This is a genomic window from Aeromonas sp. WP2-W18-CRE-05 (assembly GCF_014168615.1).
Classification (GTDB): Bacteria; Pseudomonadota; Gammaproteobacteria; order Enterobacterales; family Aeromonadaceae; genus Aeromonas; species Aeromonas caviae.
On record NZ_AP021917.1, the window covers coordinates 2,242,002 to 2,261,473 of the forward strand.

At 55.5% G+C, this 19,472-nt stretch carries 7 protein-coding genes and 1 pseudogene; 6 read left to right on the forward strand and 2 right to left on the reverse strand.

Features of this window, described 5'->3' with window-relative positions:
• Positions 1-272: 272 nt before the first annotated feature.
• The 6 genes from H7R73_RS10610 (at position 273) to H7R73_RS10630 (ending at position 18,385) form a co-directional block, all read left to right on the forward strand.
• The gene (locus tag H7R73_RS10610) at positions 273-1,820 is read left to right on the forward strand and encodes a DUF1998 domain-containing protein (RefSeq protein ID WP_021140681.1); all 1,548 of its coding nucleotides are present in this window, start codon (positions 273-275) and stop codon (positions 1,818-1,820) included.
• A 225-nt stretch (positions 1,821-2,045) separates the two neighbouring features.
• A complete protein-coding gene (locus H7R73_RS10615) occupies positions 2,046-4,919 on the forward strand; it encodes a DEAD/DEAH box helicase (protein ID WP_161648232.1) in 2,874 nt (957 codons plus the stop codon).
• A 3-nt stretch (positions 4,920-4,922) separates the two neighbouring features.
• On the forward strand, positions 4,923-6,614 hold the full coding sequence (locus H7R73_RS24180; protein ID WP_232092767.1) for a hypothetical protein: 1,692 nt from the start codon (positions 4,923-4,925) through the stop codon (positions 6,612-6,614).
• Positions 6,544-9,888 carry a hypothetical protein gene (locus tag H7R73_RS10620; RefSeq protein WP_232092768.1) on the forward strand — a complete coding sequence of 1,115 codons (3,345 nt, stop codon included), beginning with the start codon at positions 6,544-6,546 and terminating at the stop codon, positions 9,886-9,888. The genes H7R73_RS24180 and H7R73_RS10620 overlap by 71 nt, the downstream gene beginning before the upstream one ends.
• Positions 9,888-16,250 carry a DEAD/DEAH box helicase gene (locus tag H7R73_RS10625; RefSeq protein WP_161648234.1) on the forward strand — a complete coding sequence of 2,121 codons (6,363 nt, stop codon included), beginning with the start codon at positions 9,888-9,890 and terminating at the stop codon, positions 16,248-16,250. The genes H7R73_RS10620 and H7R73_RS10625 overlap by 1 nt, the downstream gene beginning before the upstream one ends.
• Positions 16,247-18,385 (forward strand): UvrD-helicase domain-containing protein, encoded by a 2,139-nt coding sequence (locus tag H7R73_RS10630; RefSeq protein WP_182951705.1) that lies wholly within the window; start codon positions 16,247-16,249, stop codon positions 18,383-18,385. The genes H7R73_RS10625 and H7R73_RS10630 overlap by 4 nt, the downstream gene beginning before the upstream one ends.
• A gap of 306 nt (positions 18,386-18,691) precedes the next feature.
• On the opposite strand, the gene H7R73_RS10635 is transcribed toward H7R73_RS10630, so the two are convergent.
• Entirely contained in the window at positions 18,692-18,916 is a 225-nt protein-coding gene (locus H7R73_RS10635; protein ID WP_021140986.1) for a hypothetical protein, read from the reverse strand.
• 101 nt (positions 18,917-19,017) lie between these two features.
• Positions 19,018-19,221 (reverse strand): annotated as a pseudogene (istB, locus tag H7R73_RS10640) (IS21-like element ISAs29 family helper ATPase IstB); the annotation flags it as partial.
• Between the last annotated feature and the right edge of the window lie 251 nt (positions 19,222-19,472).

Here is a 19,472-nt window from a genome sequence, read left to right on the forward strand (position 1 = left end):
GGGATCAAGAGACGATCGTCTCATTTTTCCTGTGTCAATACTGTTCCGGTGAATACTTACATGGAGAGCATGGTGCTGGATATGCCATTTGTCTCTCTTGTGGCCGCACTGACTCTCAGACTGAAGCTGGGCGTACACCAGAGAGTCTTAGCAATCCGGCGCTAGAGAATACCCATCTATTGTTGCGAGGTGGCAGTAACAATCACACCAACAAGCTCTGTTATGGACATGTTCATAAAGACCTGTGGCTTGGTTATAGCAATCGTACCGATATGGTCGAGCTGCAACTGAATGATGAGAACGGCCTACTCATCCGCAGCGAGGTCGCAGCCCGCTCGCTGGCTGTTGCGCTGCGCGAAGGCTTGGCCCATGTTCTGGGGATCGAGAACACTGAGCTTGGTGTGACCACTCAGCAGACAACGGATGCAAATAATGCTACTGGCTACTCGATCTTTATTTATGACAACAACGCGGGTGGTGCAGGCTATGCCGTCCAGCTGATTGACCTCTGGGGGGATGTCTTTGATTATGCCGCCAAGTTGCTCGACTGCGAGTGCGACAAGTGCTGCCACCACTGCTTACTGGGGTATGACAGCCAGCACTATGTCAGCAAGCTTGATAGATTGAGTGCTCTGCCATTAATGACGCCAGGTCGTATTCAGCGCCTGAAATTGGCTCCGGAATTCCATCATTTTGGGCCGCAGAGCCGTGTTGAGACCTTTCCGCTGATGTCGCGTCTGTCTCAGCGTCTCTCATCTGGGGTGTTCCATTCCTGTTCTCTGGTATTGGGTGGCGATCCTGAAGTCTGGGATTTCGCTAGTTGGCCGTTGCTAAATGACCTGATGCACTTTGTCTCGGTCGGTGGAATGGTCGAAATCATGCTGACCGTGCCAAGCAGTAAATTACCCGATCGAATTCGGCATCAGCTGGCCGCATTGGCCGCGATGCCGGGTGCGCGGATTGTTATTCAATCTCTGTCGGCAGCGCCGCGCACATCGCAGCAAGGCTACTGGCTCGCCCAACTGGTGGGTGAGCAAACCATGCAGTGGGCTGCCAGCAAGGATGTGGTGTGTGAACCGGGTAAGCAGTGGGGCTTCAGTGCTCTGACGCCAGTGGTGACAACAAGCAAGAGTATTCCTGCAGGACATGAAGGTACTCGGATGACTGCTGATGAACTGTTACCGGCCATACCGGCTGGAGCGGTGCGCATCAATCTGGCGGATCAGTTGGATGGCCCTCTGGCTGGATTCGGTAGCCGCTTCTGGACCTTAATTACCCGGCATAGCTCGGTGTGGAAAAAGGCGTTTACCAAAAAGAGGCAGATCGTGCGTGTTCAGTACAGTGATCGCTATCTACACAGCCCATTTACAGCGCGATTGCTTGGAGAGCTATTAACGGAGCTGGTGGAACAGGGCATAGCCGATCAGGCGGCATTACAGATCAACGTGAAGAAGCTTGATTTCAATACCCCTCAACATGATGCCCTTTACAACAGTTGGCAGAGTGAGGCGGATCGCCAGGCGGCTATTACCATGTTGCTTGAGGAGGGCTATGTTGGCCCCTCTTGGCAGGGAAGCATAGATCTGAACTCTGGCGACAAGTCGGCGACCGGCCACGGTCGGGAACTGGTGGTGACCTTCGAGGACGGCTCGGAAGCTTATCTGCTGTTGGATATGGGATTGGGCTACTGGCGTTGTCAGGGGGCGAGCTATTTCGACTTTGACCAGCCTGTTGCGCGTCAGGTAGAGCTTATTGCTGCCCATACTGCGAAGCTGGTTTCTCCCGAGAGTGGGCTCGAGAGTTACATCATCGCTGGCTGAGAAGAAGGCCTCGTGTCTACGAGGCTTTCATTGTTTCACGATGAGTTTTTTATCTAGCTGAAAAACGAAAGAATATCTTATGAATCATGGCCTTTGTCATTACAACAGGCTTGACCTCATGGTACTCTTTTGTTCCCTTTTTATCGCAGTGCCCAGTGGTTAGCGCCCATCGGTATTGGATGGGCAAACGTTTGGTCACACTGCTCAGACAGAAAGATAAGACAAATGAACGAGCACAATTTTGCACCCGGTATGCGGGTGGTGATTCGGGATGCGGAGTGGCGTATTCGCCGTGCGGACAACAGTGGTGATGGTGGCCACCTGCTGACCTGTGATGGCATCTCCGAGCTGGTACGCGGTAAAGAAGGGCTGTTCCTGACCAAACTGGAGCAGAAAATTGAGATCCTCGATCCGGCCAAAACCAAACTGGTGGAGGACGACTCGGCGAACTACCAGGCTGCGCAGCTCTATATCGAGAGCCAACTGCGTCAGCGCGTACCGACCGATAATCTGGTGCACTTCGGCCACCGGGCGGCGATGGACTCCATGCCGTTCCAGCTTGACCCGACCAGCATGGCGCTGGCGCAACCCCGGCAGCGGATCTTGATTGCCGATGCGGTGGGCCTGGGAAAGACACTCGAAGCAGGCATATTGGTGTCGGAGTTGATCCGGCGTGGTCGCGGCAAACGAATCTTGGTACTGGCGGTCAAGTCGATGCTGACCCAGTTCCAAAAAGAGTTCTGGAGTCGTTTTGCCATCCCGCTGACCCGTCTGGACTCTGCCGGACTGCAACGGGTGCGCAATCGTATCCCAACCAATCACAACCCGTTCCACTATTTCGACAAGACCATCATCTCGATTGATACCCTCAAGCAGGACATCGAGTACCGCCATCATCTGGAAAATGCCTGGTGGGACATCATCGTCATCGACGAGGCACACAACGTCGCCGAGCGCGGCACCAGCTCGTTGCGCAGCAAACTGGCCAAGCTGCTGGCAGGGCGCAGCGATACCCTGATCATGCTCTCGGCCACGCCCCATGACGGCAAGCCGGAGAGCTTTGCCAGCCTGATGAACATGCTGGATCCAACTGCCATCGCCAACCCGCAAGAGTATGAGTACAGCGATTTTGCGGATAAGAACCTGGTGGTGCGGCGCTTCAAGAAAGACGTCAAGGATCAGATGGTCGGTGAGTTCCCGGAGCGCCAGATCAGTGCCCTCAAGCGTAAAGCCAGTGCGGCCGAGGAGGAGGTTTATCGGCGACTGGTAGAGAGCAAGCTACGCGATGATGATGACGACGATACTCCCGCGACCAAGGGGCGGCTGTTCAAGGTCACCCTGGAAAAGGCTCTGTTCTCCAGCCCGATGGCATGTGCCAGCGTGGTGGCCAATCGTCTTAAACGGTTGGAAAGCCGCAAGGAGATCAACAGCCAAAGCCAGATCAACGAACTGCAGTCGCTGCTTGCCGCGCTCAATAACGTCGATGCCAGCCAGTTCAGCAAGTACCAGTTGCTACTGGAGACGATCCGCGCCGATTTGCAGTGGAAGGCCAATAAGAGCGATGACCGTCTGGTGATCTTCACCGAAAGCATCAAGACCCTGGAGTTTCTTGCCAATCAGTTGCAAGCCGACCTGAAACTCAAGGGCGAGCAACTGGCTACGCTGCGCGGTGATCAGGGTGACACTGTGCTGATGGAAACCGTCGAGGCCTTTGGTAAAGAGCAGTCCCCACTGCGCTTGCTGATCTGCTCGGATGTCGCCTCCGAAGGTATCAACCTGCACCACCTCAGCCACAAGATGATCCACTTTGATATTCCCTGGTCGCTGATGGTCTTCCAGCAGCGCAACGGTCGTATCGATCGTTACGGTCAGAAACAGGTACCGCAGATCCGTTATCTGTTGACCGAAGCGACCGAGGCGCAGATCAACGGCGATATGCGCGTACTCGAGGTGTTGATCAACAAGGATGAGCAGGCGCAGATAAACATCGGTGACAGCTCGGAGTTCACCGGCAAATACACCCAGGAAGAGGAAGAGCAGCAAGTCACCGACTTTATGATGCGGGATGATGATGGCGCCAGCCTGTTCGAAGCCTTGCTCAACAGCAATGTGACTCAGAGCCCTGAGCATGATCTACTTGGGGCTCTGGCAAGTGGTGTGAGTAGCGATAGCACAACGGCAACGGCCAGCGACACCTCGCTGTTTGCCAGCGAGCAGGCCTACTGCGAGAAGGCGCTGGGCTTTCTCAAGACCATTGGGAAAACCAGCGGCCAGACCATCCAGTACGATACCTTGCCGGATGGCACGCTCTCACTGGTGGCACCAGAGGAGCTGCGCCGTCGTTTTGCGCAACTGCCGCCGGAAATCACCCCGGAGAATTGGGAGCTCTACCTCAGTCAGGACAAACAGGTTATTACCGAGGCCATTACCCGTTCACGTGGTGAGCAGCATGCCTGGCCATCGGTGCACTACCTGTGGCAGATCAACCCGGTGGTGCAGTGGCTGGATGACAAGATGCAGGCTGCGTTTGGTCGCCATCAGGCGCCGGTGATACGCCTGTCGCATACCCTGTCGCCGGACGAAGATCACTTCATCCTCTCCGGTCTGTTCCCGAACCGCAAATCGCACCCCATGGTCAACCCCTGGCTGGTGGTCAGCTTCAACCGCGAGGCTTTCACCGGCAGTGTACCGTTCGCGCAATTTGTGGCCGACCATCCGCAACTGGCAGGCAAGCTCTCCAATGCCGGTGGCCTGCAGCGTAACCATGAGCGTCAACAGCAGTTACTTGAAGCGGCCATCAACCACGCCAAAGAGGTTTTTGTGCATGAGCGCAATGCCTTTGAGGAGCAGATCAACCAGCGGCTGACCGAACAGTTGGAGAAGCTCGATGTGCTCAAGGGGCGTCAGCTCAAGCAGCTGGATCTGGACTTTGCCGATAACAAGCAGCTCGAGTCGGTCAAACAAAACCGCAAAGAGCAGCGCCAGCGCGAGATAGAGCACAACTTCGAAAGCTATCTGGAGTGGATCCAGGACACCATGACCACAGAAAAAGAGCCGTATATCCAGCTCATTGCAGTCATTACCGGGGCGGAGGGTTAATTTATGGCACTAGTCGGCATCAACAACGAAAACGAATTCTACTCCAACCACTACCTGGGCGAGGTCTTCAGCAACGACATTCGCGATGTACTGGAGCCCTGGACGGAACAGGAAAACGCGGCCCGGGAGATCGAACGGGCTGCCCGCGAGCAGGGCAAAGAGGTTGCCGCCGGGTATCGCGCCCCGTGGAATCAACTCAGCACCCTGGCTACTGTGTTTTTCCGTCAGTTGGCCGAGCATGAAAAGCAGCGCCAGGTCGCGCAACGTCTAGCTGATCAGCGCAGCCGCTGGCAGCCGCTGTTGCAGGCACTCGGTTATGAGCTGACTCCACAGCTCCAGACGCTGGATGACAACGCGCCGCTGCCGCTGGTGGCCCGTTACAACAGTGCCGATGGCAGCCCTTGGCTGTGGATTGCCGAAGCCCACGATGCAGAGGAGGGCAGTAGCGATCCGCTCTCGCTGCCACTGCTCAAGGCACAATTCCCGGCCGATGTTGACCCAAAACTGCGTGACAATCTGTGCAAGAACAGCCGCGGGGAGCCGCGTAGCTGGCAGGATCTGCTTTCCTCCAGCGTCTTTACTCAGGCCGAGCCGCCCCGCTTTGTGCTGCTGCTGGGCAACCGCCAACTGCTGCTGCTCGACCGAACCAAGTGGGCGCAGAACCGCCTGTTGCGTTTTGATTTTGAAGAGATATTGAGCCGTCGCGAGGGCGATACTCTCAAGGCCGTCGCGGCGTTGCTGCATAAGGATTCGCTGCTGCCCGGCAGCGGTGCGCCTTATCTCGACTCGCTGGATGACAACTCCCATAAGCATGCCTTTGGCGTCTCCGAAGATCTCAAATACGCCCTGCGCGAGAGCATAGAGCTGCTGGGCAACGAGGCGATGAGCTACCTCATCGAGCGCGGGCTGGCCACCTACACAGGGCAGAAGGCCGTCAGTCCAGATGACCTGAGCCGTGAGTGCCTGCGCTACATGTACCGTCTGCTGTTCCTCTTCTATATCGAGGCGCGCCCGGAGCTGGGTTATGCCCCCATGACCGCCAAGACCTATCTGCAGGGCTACAGCCTGGAGACGCTGCGCGATCTGGAGATGATCCCCTTGACCACCGAAGAGGATCGCAATGGTCACTACCTGCACGACAGCCTGGAGATGTTGTTCAAGCTGGTGCGTGAAGGCTATGGCGGTGGCATCCAGGCTCAGGGCGATTTGGGTATCGCGGCCGGCGAGGAGCATGAAGCGCACCTCAGCATCAACGATCATCAGTTCTTCATTCCGCAACTGGAAAGCCACCTGTTCGCCAGCGATAAAACCCGCCATCTCAACCGCGTGGTGTTTCGTAACGAAACCCTGCAACAGGTCATCCACGCCATGTCCCTCAGCCGTCCAGGCAAGGGGCGCTTCAGTCGTCGTGGTCGCATCTCCTACCGCCAGCTGGGCATCAACCAGTTGGGTGCCGTGTACGAGGCGCTGCTCTCTTACCGAGGCTTCTTTGCCAGTGAAGATCTGTACGAGGTGAAAAAGGCCGACAGCGAGTTCAACGAGCTGGATACCGGCTACTTCGTCACCGCCGCCGAGATTGGCAAATATCACGATGATGAAAAGGTATTTGAGACAGAAGACAGCCTTGGTAAGCGGAAAGGAACACTTCGCATCCATCGCAAGGGGCAGCTTTATCTACCGCATGGCCGGGCGTGACCGCGAAAAATCCGCCTCCTACTACACGCCGGAAGTGCTGACCCGCTCCCTGGTCAAATATGCGTTAAAAGAGCTGTTCAAGGAGCAGATCGAGCCGATTGATGACCTTCATGCCCGGGCCGATGCCATCTTGCATCTGACCGTCTGCGAGCCGGCGATGGGCAGTGCGGCCTTCTTGAACGAAGCCATCAACCAACTGGCCGAAGCCTATCTGCAGCATAAGCAGCAAGCCGAGGGCAAGCGCATTCCGCAAGATAGCTACACCCGCGAGCTGCAACGGGTGAAGATGTATATCGCCGATAACAACGTGTTCGGCGTCGACTTGAACCCGGTAGCGGTCGAGCTGGCCGAAGTCTCGCTCTGGCTCAACGCCATCAGTGGCGATGCCTTTGTGCCCTGGTTCGGTTATCAGTTGCATTGCGGTAACTCGCTGATTGGCGCTCGCCGCCAGCTGTTTAACGTCAGTGAGCTCAGTTACAAGAAGGCCAAAGACCCGAGCTGGCTTAACAGCGAGCCGCACCCGCTGGCGATGAAAACCCCCCGGGCCGACAAACAGGTGTTCCATTTCCTGCTGCCGGATGCCGGTATGGCCAGCTACAGCGACAAGACCGTCAAGGCGCGCTATCCCGCGGCGTTCAAGGCGCTGGATACCTGGCGCAAGGCGTTTACCGCCAGCTTGAGCCCGAGCGAGATCACCGATCTGCAGCGCATCAGCGCCAAGGTCGAGGCGCTGTGGCAGGCGTATCGTCAGCAGCTCAACGCCGAACGCCATCAGACCGCCGACAGCTATCCGGTGTGGCCGAACCCTAGCACGGCACAGGTGCATGCCAGCCTCAGCAGCAAGGATGCCACCCTCAGCGGCCGTCAGCAGGAGAGCAGTGCCTACCAGAAACTGCGCTGGGTGATGGACTACTGGTGTGCCCTCTGGTTCTGGCCTATCGACCAGGCCGCTGAGCTGCCCGATCGCGCCGACTGGCTGTTTGAAATCGAGACCCTGCTCGATGGCGTGGTGCAGACCAGCGCCGAAGCCCAATCCGAACCGGCGGCCAGCGGCCAGCTGGATCTGGGTCTCGATCCGGCTGCCGGTGAGCAGATGTCGCTGTTTAGCGGCAGCGGTGTGCTGCAACGCAATAAACTCTTTGCCGCATTGCCCCGCCTGCAGCTGGTAGATGAAATCACCCGCGCCCAACGCTTCTTCCACTGGGATCTGGAGTTTTGCGATCTGTTTGCCGAGCGCGGAGGATTCGATCTGATGCTGGGGAACCCGCCCTGGCTCAAGGTGGAGTGGCAGGAGGCCGGCGTCCTGGGGGATTTTGAGCCGGAATTTGTGCTGCGCAACCTGGCTGCTGCCCGGTTGGCTACACTACGCGAGCAGACATTCAATCAAATCCCGGCACTGGAAGCCGCTTGGCGCAGCGAATATGAGGGCTGTGAAGGGACGCAAAATTTCCTCAAGGCCCTGCAGAACTATCCGGTGCTTAAGGGTACTCAGACCAACCTCTATAAATGTTTCCTACCGCAGGCCTGGCGCTTGGGCTCCGAGCGAGGGGTCTCCGGTTTCCTGCATCCCGAAGGGATCTACGATGACCCCAAGGGCGGGTTATTGCGGGCTGCAGTTTATCCTCGCTTGCGGGCGCATTTTCAGTTTATTAATGAAACCAAACTGTTTTCGGAAGTCCACAATCAAACATTGTTTAGTATAAACGTCTATGGCCCATTCTCTGTCGAGCCTTATTTTTCCCATATATCCAACTTGTTCATCCCACAGACTATTGATGCTTGTTACCAGCACAATGGACAGGGGGATGTTCCCGGTATCAAGGAAGAAACCGAAGTTGATGGCAAAGTTAAGGTTAAATGGAACTATCAGGGTCATAGCAATCGGATAGTTAGCGTTGAAACTGAGCAGTTGGAATTGTTCGCCCGTTTGTATGATGTCGAGGGAACCCCTGCTCTCCAGGCTCGCTTACCCGCTTTGCATGCCGAGCAGTTGGTTGTGGTATTGGAAAAATTTGCTGATCAGCCCCAGCGATTGGGGGATCTGCAGGGTGAATATTTTTCGACAGTCATGTTCGATGAAACCAATGCGCAAAAAGATGGCACAACAAAGCGACAGACGCAGTTTCCTGAGAATGCCTCGCAGTGGATTCTTTCCGGCCCTCACTTCTTTGTTGGTAATCCTTTCTACAACACCCCAAAGGCGGTTTGTGATACTAACAAGGCCTACGATAACCTCGATCTGCTCACCCTGCCGGACGACTACCTGCCGCGCACCAACTATATTCCGGCCTGTGATGCCGAAGAGTATGCCCGCCGCACCCCGCGGGTGAGCTGGACCGAACCAGGCGAAGATGGGCCTAAGAAGGTTACGGAGTATTATCGGTTTGTTAATCGAAGAATGTTTGGTGCTTCCTCAGAACGTTCATTGATTTCATCAATCGCCCCCAAAATGGTTGGCCATATCCATCCGGTTCTGTCCACAACATTTAAAGAAGCGACCACCTTAGTTAGTTTTGCATCTTTCTCTCAGTCATTGGTTGCAGATTTCTTTCTTAAAACAACAGGTAGGGCAGATGTTTATGAGTCAACACTTCGTGGGTTCCCTTACGTAGAATTATCTTCTGCAAACCTGCGAACTTTGATGCTTAATTGTTTGACTAAAAATTACGATGACCTTTGGCAATCTTGTTATCAGCCAGAGTTTAACCAGCAACGTTGGAGTCGCGCTCTGCCACAATTGCCGCAGCGCTTCTTCGCCAACCTGACGCCTCACTGGCAGCGCGATTGTGCGCTGCGCACCGACTATAGCCGCCGTCAGGCACTGGTCGAAATCGATGTGCTGGTGGCTCAGGCGCTGGGGCTGACGCTCGATGAGCTGCTGACTATCTATCGGGTGCAGTTCCCGGTGATGCGCCAGTACGAAGCGGATACCTGGTATGACCAAGTCGGCCGCATCGTCTTTACCCCGAGCAAGGGGCTGGTCGGCGTCGGCCTGCCACGCACCGCGCGCAAAGCCGATCTCAAGGCCGGCATCGTCTATGCGGTGGATAGCCCGCAGTGGACCGGCGGCAGCGGGCCTGATTTGGCCATCGGCTGGGACGATATCAAGCACCTGACCACTGGCACCGTCAGCGTCACCTTCGACGACGACACCCGCCCGGGTGGCGTGCAGCGCCGCACCATCACCTGGCAGGCCCCCTTTATCAAACCCGACCGCGAAGATGACTACCGCGTCGCCTGGGCGTTTTTTGCCGATCAGCAGGAGTGTGATTGATGCTACCTTCCGTTGTCAGTCGGCAGGTGGCCGACAGTGTTGCCGCGTTTTTACGCGCGGCGTTTCCGATGAACAGCCCGCTGTTTAGCGAACAGGCGGGCAGTGAACTCAATCCGGAAGGGCATCAGATGCTGGAAAAGTTTCTGGCCGATCCGGAGGCGCTGCTCAAAGGGCCCTATCTCTCGGCGCAGTTGCCGTTTCGGCAGAGTACGCTGGCGCTGGACTTCTTTGCCCATCTGAGCTTGCCGTTTCCTCCCCATGCGCATCAGGCGAGGGCCTTCGAACGATTAGGGGCAGCCGAGCCAAAGCCGACGCTGGTGGCCACCGGCACCGGCTCGGGGAAAACCGAGTGTTTTATGTACCCCTTGCTCAACTACTGCGCAGGCACGCCAGGGGCCGGGGTCAAGGCCATTGTTATCTATCCGATGAATGCGTTGGCCACCGATCAGGCCAGCCGTTTTGCCAAGTCGATTGCCAGCGATCCTCAACTGCATGGCAAGGTGACCGTCGGCTTGTTCGTTGGTGATAGCGAGGAGTTCCCCAGCAAGCGGATGGGGGCAGACTCGGTCATCACCTGTAAGCACACGCTCAGGGAGAGCCCCCCCGATATCCTGCTGACTAACTACAAGATGCTGGATTATCTGCTGATGCGGCCGATTGATCAGCCGTTGTGGCGTTACAATCAGCCCGGCACCCTGCGTTATCTGGTGGTGGATGAGCTGCATACCTTTGATGGGGCTCAGGGGTCGGATCTGGCCTGTCTGGTGCGGCGCTTGAAACATCATATCAGCGTGGATAGCAGCCGCTTTGCCTGTGTCGGCACCTCGGCGACCGTAGGTGACGAGCTGGGACAACTGCTGGAGTATGCCACCTCCATCTTTGATCAGCCCTTCGATGACAGCTCGGTGATCCGGGAGGATCGCTACAGCAGCGCTGAGTTTCTGCAGGGGTTTGAGCTACGCCATACGCGCTTTCCTCAAGCCGATGAGATGGCACTTCTATCGCCCCAACATTATGCCAACCCTGTGGCGTATCTGAACGCCCAGATCCCGCTCTGGTTCCCGGAACGTGATCTGGTGTTGCCGGCGGATCTGGAAAGTGATGACGGACGACGTTTGCGCATCGCGCTCGGTGAGCTGTTGCGTGGCCACAGCATGCTGCATGTCCTGCTACAGGATCTGCAGCAACAGGGCATTCTCTCCGAGCAGCAGTGCTGCGACAGTTTGCAAGTGATGCTGGCTTCCAGCCCTGAGCATGCAACGCTGGTGTTGCAAAGCTTTGTCGCGCTGCTAGCTCAGGCTCGCCTTGACGTTCTCGAAGCACCAGCCGATCAACAAAAACGGCTGGCCGAGGGTAAGCCTCGACCGGTGCGGCCCTTTGTGCAGTTGCGTTCCCAGCTTTGGTTGCGGGAGTTGACCCGTCTGGTTGCCAGTGTGGCAAAGAGCCCGACACTGCATTTTGCTAATGATCTCGGCATTGAGGATCGGACCCACTATCTGCCGGTAGTGCATTGCCGGGATTGCCATGCTACCGGTTGGGCCAGCATGCGCCATGGTCAGAGTGCCAAGCTGGAAACCGAGCTGGACGAGATCTATCGCCAGTTCTTCGATCATGGCCGCTCTGTGGTGCTGGTGTTTCCCGATCGCAGCGACAAGCCTGCCAGTGGTCAGCATCAGCAGCTCTGCCCGGTTTGTCTCTCCTTGAACAAGCAGAGCAACGCGCAGTGCAGTCACTGTGGCCATGATGGGCTGTTGCCCGTGCTGATCCCGGATATGCTCAAGGAGCGCAAGGATGAGCTGGAATTTGCCAACGAGTGTCCTTTCTGCCACAGCAAGCAGGGCATCTCGATCCTCGGGTCTCGCGCCGCTAGCCTGTCAGCGGTGATGATCCATCAGCTCTATGGCAGCCGATTCAACGAACATAAGAAACTCATTACCTTCTCGGACTCGGTGCAGGATGCCGCACACCGCGCCAGTTTCTTCACCGCCCGCACCTGGCCGTTGATGGTGCGCGGTCAGATTGGCGGTTTGCTGCCAACGGATGAGGCCATGCCGCTGGACGCCTTTGCCAAGCGGGTATGTGAGCAGGCCCGGGCTCGCTCCATGGATGATGCCCACTTTGCGGCCAATTTTATTGCGCCCAATATGCTGTGGCTCCATGACTATCAAGAGCTCAAGCAGCAAGGCCAGTTACCAGAAAAAACGGATCTGCCGGAGCTGGTAAGCTTGCGGCTGGATTGGGAGGTGTATAGCGAGTTTACCTTGCGGGCTGGCATTGGTCGCACCCTGGAGGTGACCGGTTTTGCCAGTGCCGGTATCGATATGCAGCGCTTCAACCCGGCTATCGCCGCCTTGCATCAGCAACTGGGCGAGGAGTTTGGCGATCTGATGAGCGGAGTCTCTGCCGAGAAAGTCGCCCATCTGGCGCTCGGTGTGCTGTGGCGTATGCGTCAAGCCGGTGCCGTGATGCACCCTGCGTTCGAGAGCTATCGCCGTGATGGCAAGACCTTCATGATGACGCAGAAGGAACGCACTTCGCGTTATATGCCCTCTATCGGGCCGAAAACTCGCAAACCTGCGTATGTCAGCTTTGAGAAGATCAATGGTTTTCAGCGACTGATCGGCGCCAAATCCAACCCTAGCTGGTACCAGCATTGGCTCAATCGTACCCTGGATAACGGCAACAACGTCTTCATCAGCAGTGTTCATGAGAACCTGTTGCGCTCACTGCTCAAGGGGCTGCAGCGTGCCGGTATCATGGCTAGCTTTGAGACCTCGGGACGTGAGGCCTGGGGGCTGGTGCCCTCGGCTCTGCTCGTGAGTCGTGATGTGGCTCGCCTCCATTGCTCATGCTGTCGGGAAGTGATCCATGCTCCCGCCGATCAGGCTTGGCAATGGCAAGGTGCACCTTGCATGTCGCTGCGTTGTGAAGGCCACTATCAGCCGGTGGCTAATCAGGTCAGCTGGCAGTGGGATCATCTGGATGTGGCGCGCGTTGTCGGGGCCGAGCATACCGGCCTGTTAACGCGAGAGGTGCGCGAGGCCACCGAGCAGTCGTTCTACAAAGGCCATCAGCCTTGGCATATCAATCTGCTCTCGGCCACACCAACCCTGGAGATGGGGATTGATGTGGGCGACTTGTCCACGGTCTTGCTCTGTTCGGTGCCGCCTGCTCAGGCCAACTACCTGCAGCGCATAGGTCGGGCAGGTCGTAAGGATGGCAACGCCCTGAATATCACGGTTGCCGAGGGTAACCCGCACGATCAATTCTTCTTCCAAGAGCCGTTGGAGATGATGCAAGGCCAGGTGCAGGCTCCAGGGGTATTTTTGAATGCCGTGGCGATCCTTGAGCGTCAGTTGGCGGCTTTTTGTATGGATAACTGGGTAAAAACCGGTGTGCCAGCGTCGGCTATTAGTAAGAACGTCAAACAGATGCTCGATGAGGTGGAGTCTGAACGAAAAACCGGGTTCCCCTATAACTTCCTGCGGTTCGTGGAGGATCATCGGGTTGAGCTGCACAATCGTTTTGCCTCGATCTTCCCTGATTTAGCTCTGGACACCCTTCTGCACTTGCAGCAATACCTGATCGGGGAGTCTGGCACCCGCTCTTTGGTTCAGCGTGTAGATACGGCTTTGGCCTTGCTGCTTGAGGATCGCAAGTCGCTGCGAGCCCGTATCGACAAGCTAAAACGCAGCATCGAGAAGCTCGAGAGCTCACCCCATGATCAGAATTTTGAAAAAGACATGGGCGACCTGGTCTCCGAGCGGCACGCGCTGATGGCGTTGGTCAATCAAATCAACAACAAGCAGACGCTAAACTTTTTCACCGATGAGGGGCTATTGCCCAACTATGCCTTCCCGGAAGCCGGGATCACGCTGCGCTCCGTGCTCTGGCGGCGGAAGGATAACGAGGGGAGTGAGGTCAAGGAGTACCAGAACACCACCTACGAATATGAGCGTCCAGCCTCTACCGCCTTGGCGGAGCTGGCTCCGCTCAACAATTTCTATGCCGGTGGGCATAAAGTCGAGATTGAACAGATCGATCTGAAGCTCTCCGAGCCGGAAAACTGGCGTATCTGTTGTCATTGCAATTACAGCGAGAACATTGATCAATCCGGCGATCCGCATAAGTATTGCCCTAAGTGCGGCTCGCCCGGCTGGGCGGATGCGGGCCAGAAGACGACACTGCTGAAACTGCGTCAGGTGTATGCACGGGCCAATACCCGGGACAGTCTGATTGGCGATGAGAGCGATAGCCGCGAACTGACTTTTTTCCAGCGTCAGCTGTTGGTGAGCTACGAACCAGACGACGTTGCGGCCGCCTATGCCATTGACGAAGGGGAAGTGCCGTTTGGTTTCGAGTTTTTGAGCAAAGTCACCCTTCGGGATATTAACTTCGGCAAGCAGATGGACGATGCGGCCGAGTTGACTATCGCCGGTGATAAGAAGCGGCGCACCGGCTTTCGGGTCTGTCTGGGCTGCGGCATGGTGCAACGCCCTCGGGATCACGAGGCGCGCCATGATCTGAGTTGTAAGCATCGGGCTGAGCCGGAAAGCGCGAAGTTCGAGGATTATCTCTATCTCTACCGGCAGTTGGAGTCCGAGGCGCTGCGCATCCTGTTGCCGGTCTCTAGTTACAGCGCGGATCGCATCGTGGAGGCGTCGCTGGGGGCAGCTATTCAGCTCGGGCTGAAACATTACTTCAAGGGCAACGTGGATCACCTCAAGGGCGTGGTTTATCGCGAGCCGGAAAACGAAGGGGAGTCCTGGCGGCAGTATCTGGTGATCTATGACTCAGTACCCGGCGGAACTGGCTCTCTCAAGGAGCTGATGCGTACGCCTGACAATCTGTTGAAACTCTTACAACTGGCTTACCAGGCGTTGGTGGAGTGCAGCTGTAACCATGATGTCACCAAGGATGGCTGCTATCGCTGCGTCTATGCCTACCGTGACCGGGGGCGGATGAAGTATGTTTCACGCAATCAGGCGCGTCAGCTGCTGGCAAAAATCATCGAGGCGAGCGACAAACTTCATTCGGTGAAAACCATCAATACCATCCCGCTGGATGTGATGATGGGCTCTGAGTTGGAAAAACGCTTCATCAGCTGCTTGCAGGAGAACAAGGCGCTCGCAGTGACGCGCAGCTATGCCCATCCTGGGGCTGGCTGGATGATCAATACTCGTGCTGAACCCTCCACGAGCTGGCATCTCAAAGCGCAAGTCGATCTGGGGAGTAAAGAGGGTGTCGGTATTCCATGCCGCCCTGATTTTGTTCTTTATCCGGTATCGCAACCAGCGGCGGTTAAGCCGGTGGCCATTTTCCTCGATGGCTTTGTCTTCCATAAGAAGACCGTCGAAGATGATGTACAAAAGCGTCAAGCCATCAAAGAGAGTGGCAATTATCGGCTTTGGACTATTACCTGGCGCGATCTGAATGAAACTGGCTGCAAGCATATTCAGGATGTACTGGGATTACGTCACAACCCGGATATGAAACAGCCCCAATTCTATTCCCCTTTCCATGACATGACATTTGCCACCCTGGAAGGGGCAGTTCGTGAACGCAACAGTTTTGATCTGTTGCTCGACTATATTGCAGAGCCGGCGATGAAAGATCTGCTCTGGCAAAAGCTGGCGGCAGCCCATGCCTGGGTATGGCTCGATGTGAAAAAATCCCAAGATGCCGGCATAAGGCACAAGTTTGCCTATGAAATGCATGAAAATGCACCTGGTTATCGACAGGCGCAATTGCTGCCGGATGAGCCATTTGTCTTTGGCGGTCTGCTGGATAGCTGTGGCTCATCCCAACAGTTTATTGAGCTGGCTTCGGTGTTGCCGCAGCGTTATATCAAGCCAGCTACCACCGCTGACCAGATGCGTGCCGCATTGCGACTGCATGTGAGCTTTGATGATCGCTATACCGAGGATGAGGGGTATGAGCGCGGACTCAATGGTTTCTGGCGACTGGTGAATTTGCTGCAGTTCTTGCCGGATATGTCATTCAGCAGCCGTAAGGCTGTGCACAATCCGCAAGTTCAAATAGTGGTTGAACCGACAGAACCCGCCCCAGAGATTTCAGATAATGGTGATTGGAATGAAATCATCGAGTTAAGTTTGCTAACGGCTCAGGAGATCAGCCTGCTGCAAACATTAGCCTGGCCGGTTCCGGTCCTGGGTTATCCGTTGCAAAACGAGTTTGGCGAAATTGTTGCCGAAGCAGATCTCGCATGGCCTGAACAAAAACGTGCGCTCATCTTTGAAGATGAGGCTTCTGCTGCACCATTTACTAACTGTGGTTGGACGGTCGTCGTGGGCCCGATCAGCCAGGAAACACTACAGTCTTTGTCTGGAGGTAAGGAATGACGGTCCAGTCGCCTAAAGTGGCACTTTCTGATGGTTTTTTGGGTGCATTTGCTCGGATCCCCAAGGCACAACAAAAAAAGGTGCAGGAGTTCATTTCTAAATTTCGACAGGACCCTACCAGTAATGGCCTGAACTACGAAAAGATCCATGATGCTCGAAGCCCGAATGTGCATTCGGTGCGTATTGACCAGACCTATCGTGGGATTGTGCTCAAGCCTGAGCAGGGTTCAGTTTATATGCTGATGTGGGTCGACAAACATGATGAGGCCTATGACTGGGCTCGTCGGCATGATTGCGCCATTCACCCGTTGACAGGGGCCATTCAGGTTGTTGATACCAGCTATATCCGAGCCGTACCTGAAATCGCACCTGTCTCACCGACTGAAATTAGAAAACCAAAGCTATTTTCCGCTTATACCTCTGAGCAGATATTGGTGCTGGGGGTTCCTCCGGTCTTTATTGCCCAGGTGATGGAACTCACCGATATAGCCGACTTTAACCAGCTACAGAAAGTGATGCCAGCAGAGGCGTGGGAGCCGTTGCACTGGTTGACCGAAGGCATTGACTATCCCGAGGTGCTGGCGGAGTTTAATGACCACCCTGAAGAGCCCGTTGATACCAATGACTTTGCTGAGGCCATCGCTCGCAGCAAACGCCGCTTCCATGTCGTGGAAAATGAGCAGGAGCTAATTCAGATGCTCAATGCGCCATTGGAGAAATGGCGCGTCTTCTTACACCCCAGTCAACGCAAATTGGTGGAGTCTCCGGCGACAGGGCCGGTACGAGTGCTTGGTGGGGCAGGGACGGGTAAGACGGTGGTGGCTATGCATCGAGCTCGCTGGTTAGCGCAACGACTGACGGATCAGCCGGGCAAGAAGGTACTCTTTACCACCTTTACCCGAAATCTGGCCGCGGATATTCGTGCCAACCTGCAGCGTCTTTGCAGTCGTGAGGAGATGGCCCGCATTGAGGTGGTCAATATTGATGCCTGGATGACAGAGCAACTCAAACGCCATGGTTACGACTTTAAAGTCGTTTACGACAGTGATGAGGGGCGTCGCCGCTGCTGGAAATATGCCCTGCAACTGGCGCCATCAGAGTTAGGCTTGCCGGATGGCTTTTACGCCGAAGAATGGCAGCGAGTGGTTCAACCTAATGCAGTCTACACCCGGGATGAGTATCTAAAGGTCAGTCGCTTAGGTCGAGGGACGGCTCTGTCCCGTATTCAGCGAGCCAAGATATGGCCAGTGTTCGAAGAGTTTCGCTCCCAGATGGATCGTGCGAAGTTGCGAGAAATGGGCGATGCCATGCACGAGGCCATTGTGCTGTTCAAGGAAAAGCAGCTCCAATTGCCTTATAGCAACATTGTGGTGGATGAGGCCCAAGATATTGGCTCCCCAGCATTTACCCTGATCCGTAGCTTGGTACCTGATTCAGCCAATGATCTGTTTATCGTCGGGGATGGTCATCAACGTATTTATCGTAACAAGGTGGTTCTTGGGCTGTGCGGTATTAACGTGCGCGGTCGCCGTAGTAAGAAGCTGAAAATAAACTATCGAACCACCGAGGAGACTCGGCAGTTTGCAGTTGCGCTCTTGACTGGAGTCAATGTGGATAACCTGGATGGTGAGCAGGATGCCAGCAATGACTACTTATCCTTACTGCACGGTGAAAAGCCGATAATCACCCATTCTGCAGACTTCAAAGCGGAAGCGGATACGATTGTTAAACAGGCCAAAGCCTTGCTAGCCGATGGGGTTCGCTCTCAGGATATTTGTCTCACGGCGCGTACCAGACATGCCTATGAGCGTTACGCAACGGCATTGAACAGCGAAGGAATTCCAACCTTTGTTTTAGGGCAGGACAGTTCGGATAACGATCAGCAAGAAGGGGTCCGTATTGCAACCATGCACCGAATCAAAGGGCTTGAGTTCCAATATGTATTCCTCGCCGGCATCAATGATGGCGTCGTTCCAGAACCCAAAGCGATTGCATCGGATGATCCTGTTGAACAACGGGATGCCTTGTTTAATGAACGCGCTTTGCTCCACGTTGCTGCGACTCGGGCAATAAAGGGGTTGTTTGTTAGTTCAAACGGCAAGCCGAGTTCGTTGTTGCCAGATGTGAACGCTTAATTTAGACGATGGCCAGTAACTAAGCAGAGTTACTGGCCATTATTTTAGAGAAAACTTAGCGGGAAGGTTATCGGTATTGCTGAGCAGCGCAAAATCGCATCGGCAGCCGCCATTTCCCCTGAGCCCTTCACAACTATCCACGATGAGGAACAGGCGCTGGTGCCTGATGGCAAAGCGCGTCAGGTGACCCTGATTTAAGGCTGGCTATCCGATAGCACGATCAGTGTAAAAACCAGCAGTGTGAAAACAATCAAGGCGCCAGTGGCGCCTTGATTGTTTGATGAGATGGTCGGTCACCGCTGGCCGTTACCTAAACAGCCATTCCATATCGTCCTCTTCCTCATCCCACCTCATTTGCTTCTGATCCCAGCGGGCCGCCAGATAGGGTTTGAGGGTCTGCAGGGTGGTGATCTCGGCCAGCTGGGCAGTCAGGTGGTCGATATCACGCAGCAAATAGTCCCGATGTTCGGCAAAGGCCTGCTCGGTCTTTTTCTTGGATGATTGCTTGAATTTGTGCAGCACCGCGCCCATTAGCCCGTCTTGCCCGCCGTATGCGTATTCCGGTGAAGTTGAACAGTGATTCCGGCCAACGTGAACACCCAGATCCTTAACGCGCTCATGTCATCTCGTTTCTAACTCGACTGTTCAGATTGGGTCAACTCACTTCTCCTCTTTCTCATCGATTCTCCCTTCAGTGACAGCCGGTGAGCGTTGTGCATCAGCCGGTCCAGGATCGCATCTGCCAGGGTGTTGTCCCCCAAGCTCGCGTACCACTCTTCCGTTGGTAGTTGACTGACCACTACCGTCGAGTATTTTCCATACCGATCATCCATGATCTGCCTGCTGGAGGCGTGATCCAAGCCAACATCCTGGCGGTAGTCCGGCCCACACTCAGCGTTTGAGCATTTGCAGCAATGGCGGTAAGGGAGACCGGAGTCGTCAGATATCTGCTTGAAAAAACGACATGTAGAAGTATCCAGTATTGTTGCCAGCTGGGTTGCTTTCTATGCTCTTGTGGTCAAATGACGCCAGCCGTCCATCGTATGATTCTTTGGACTGGGGCCAAGGGAGCGAACAAGGATACCGA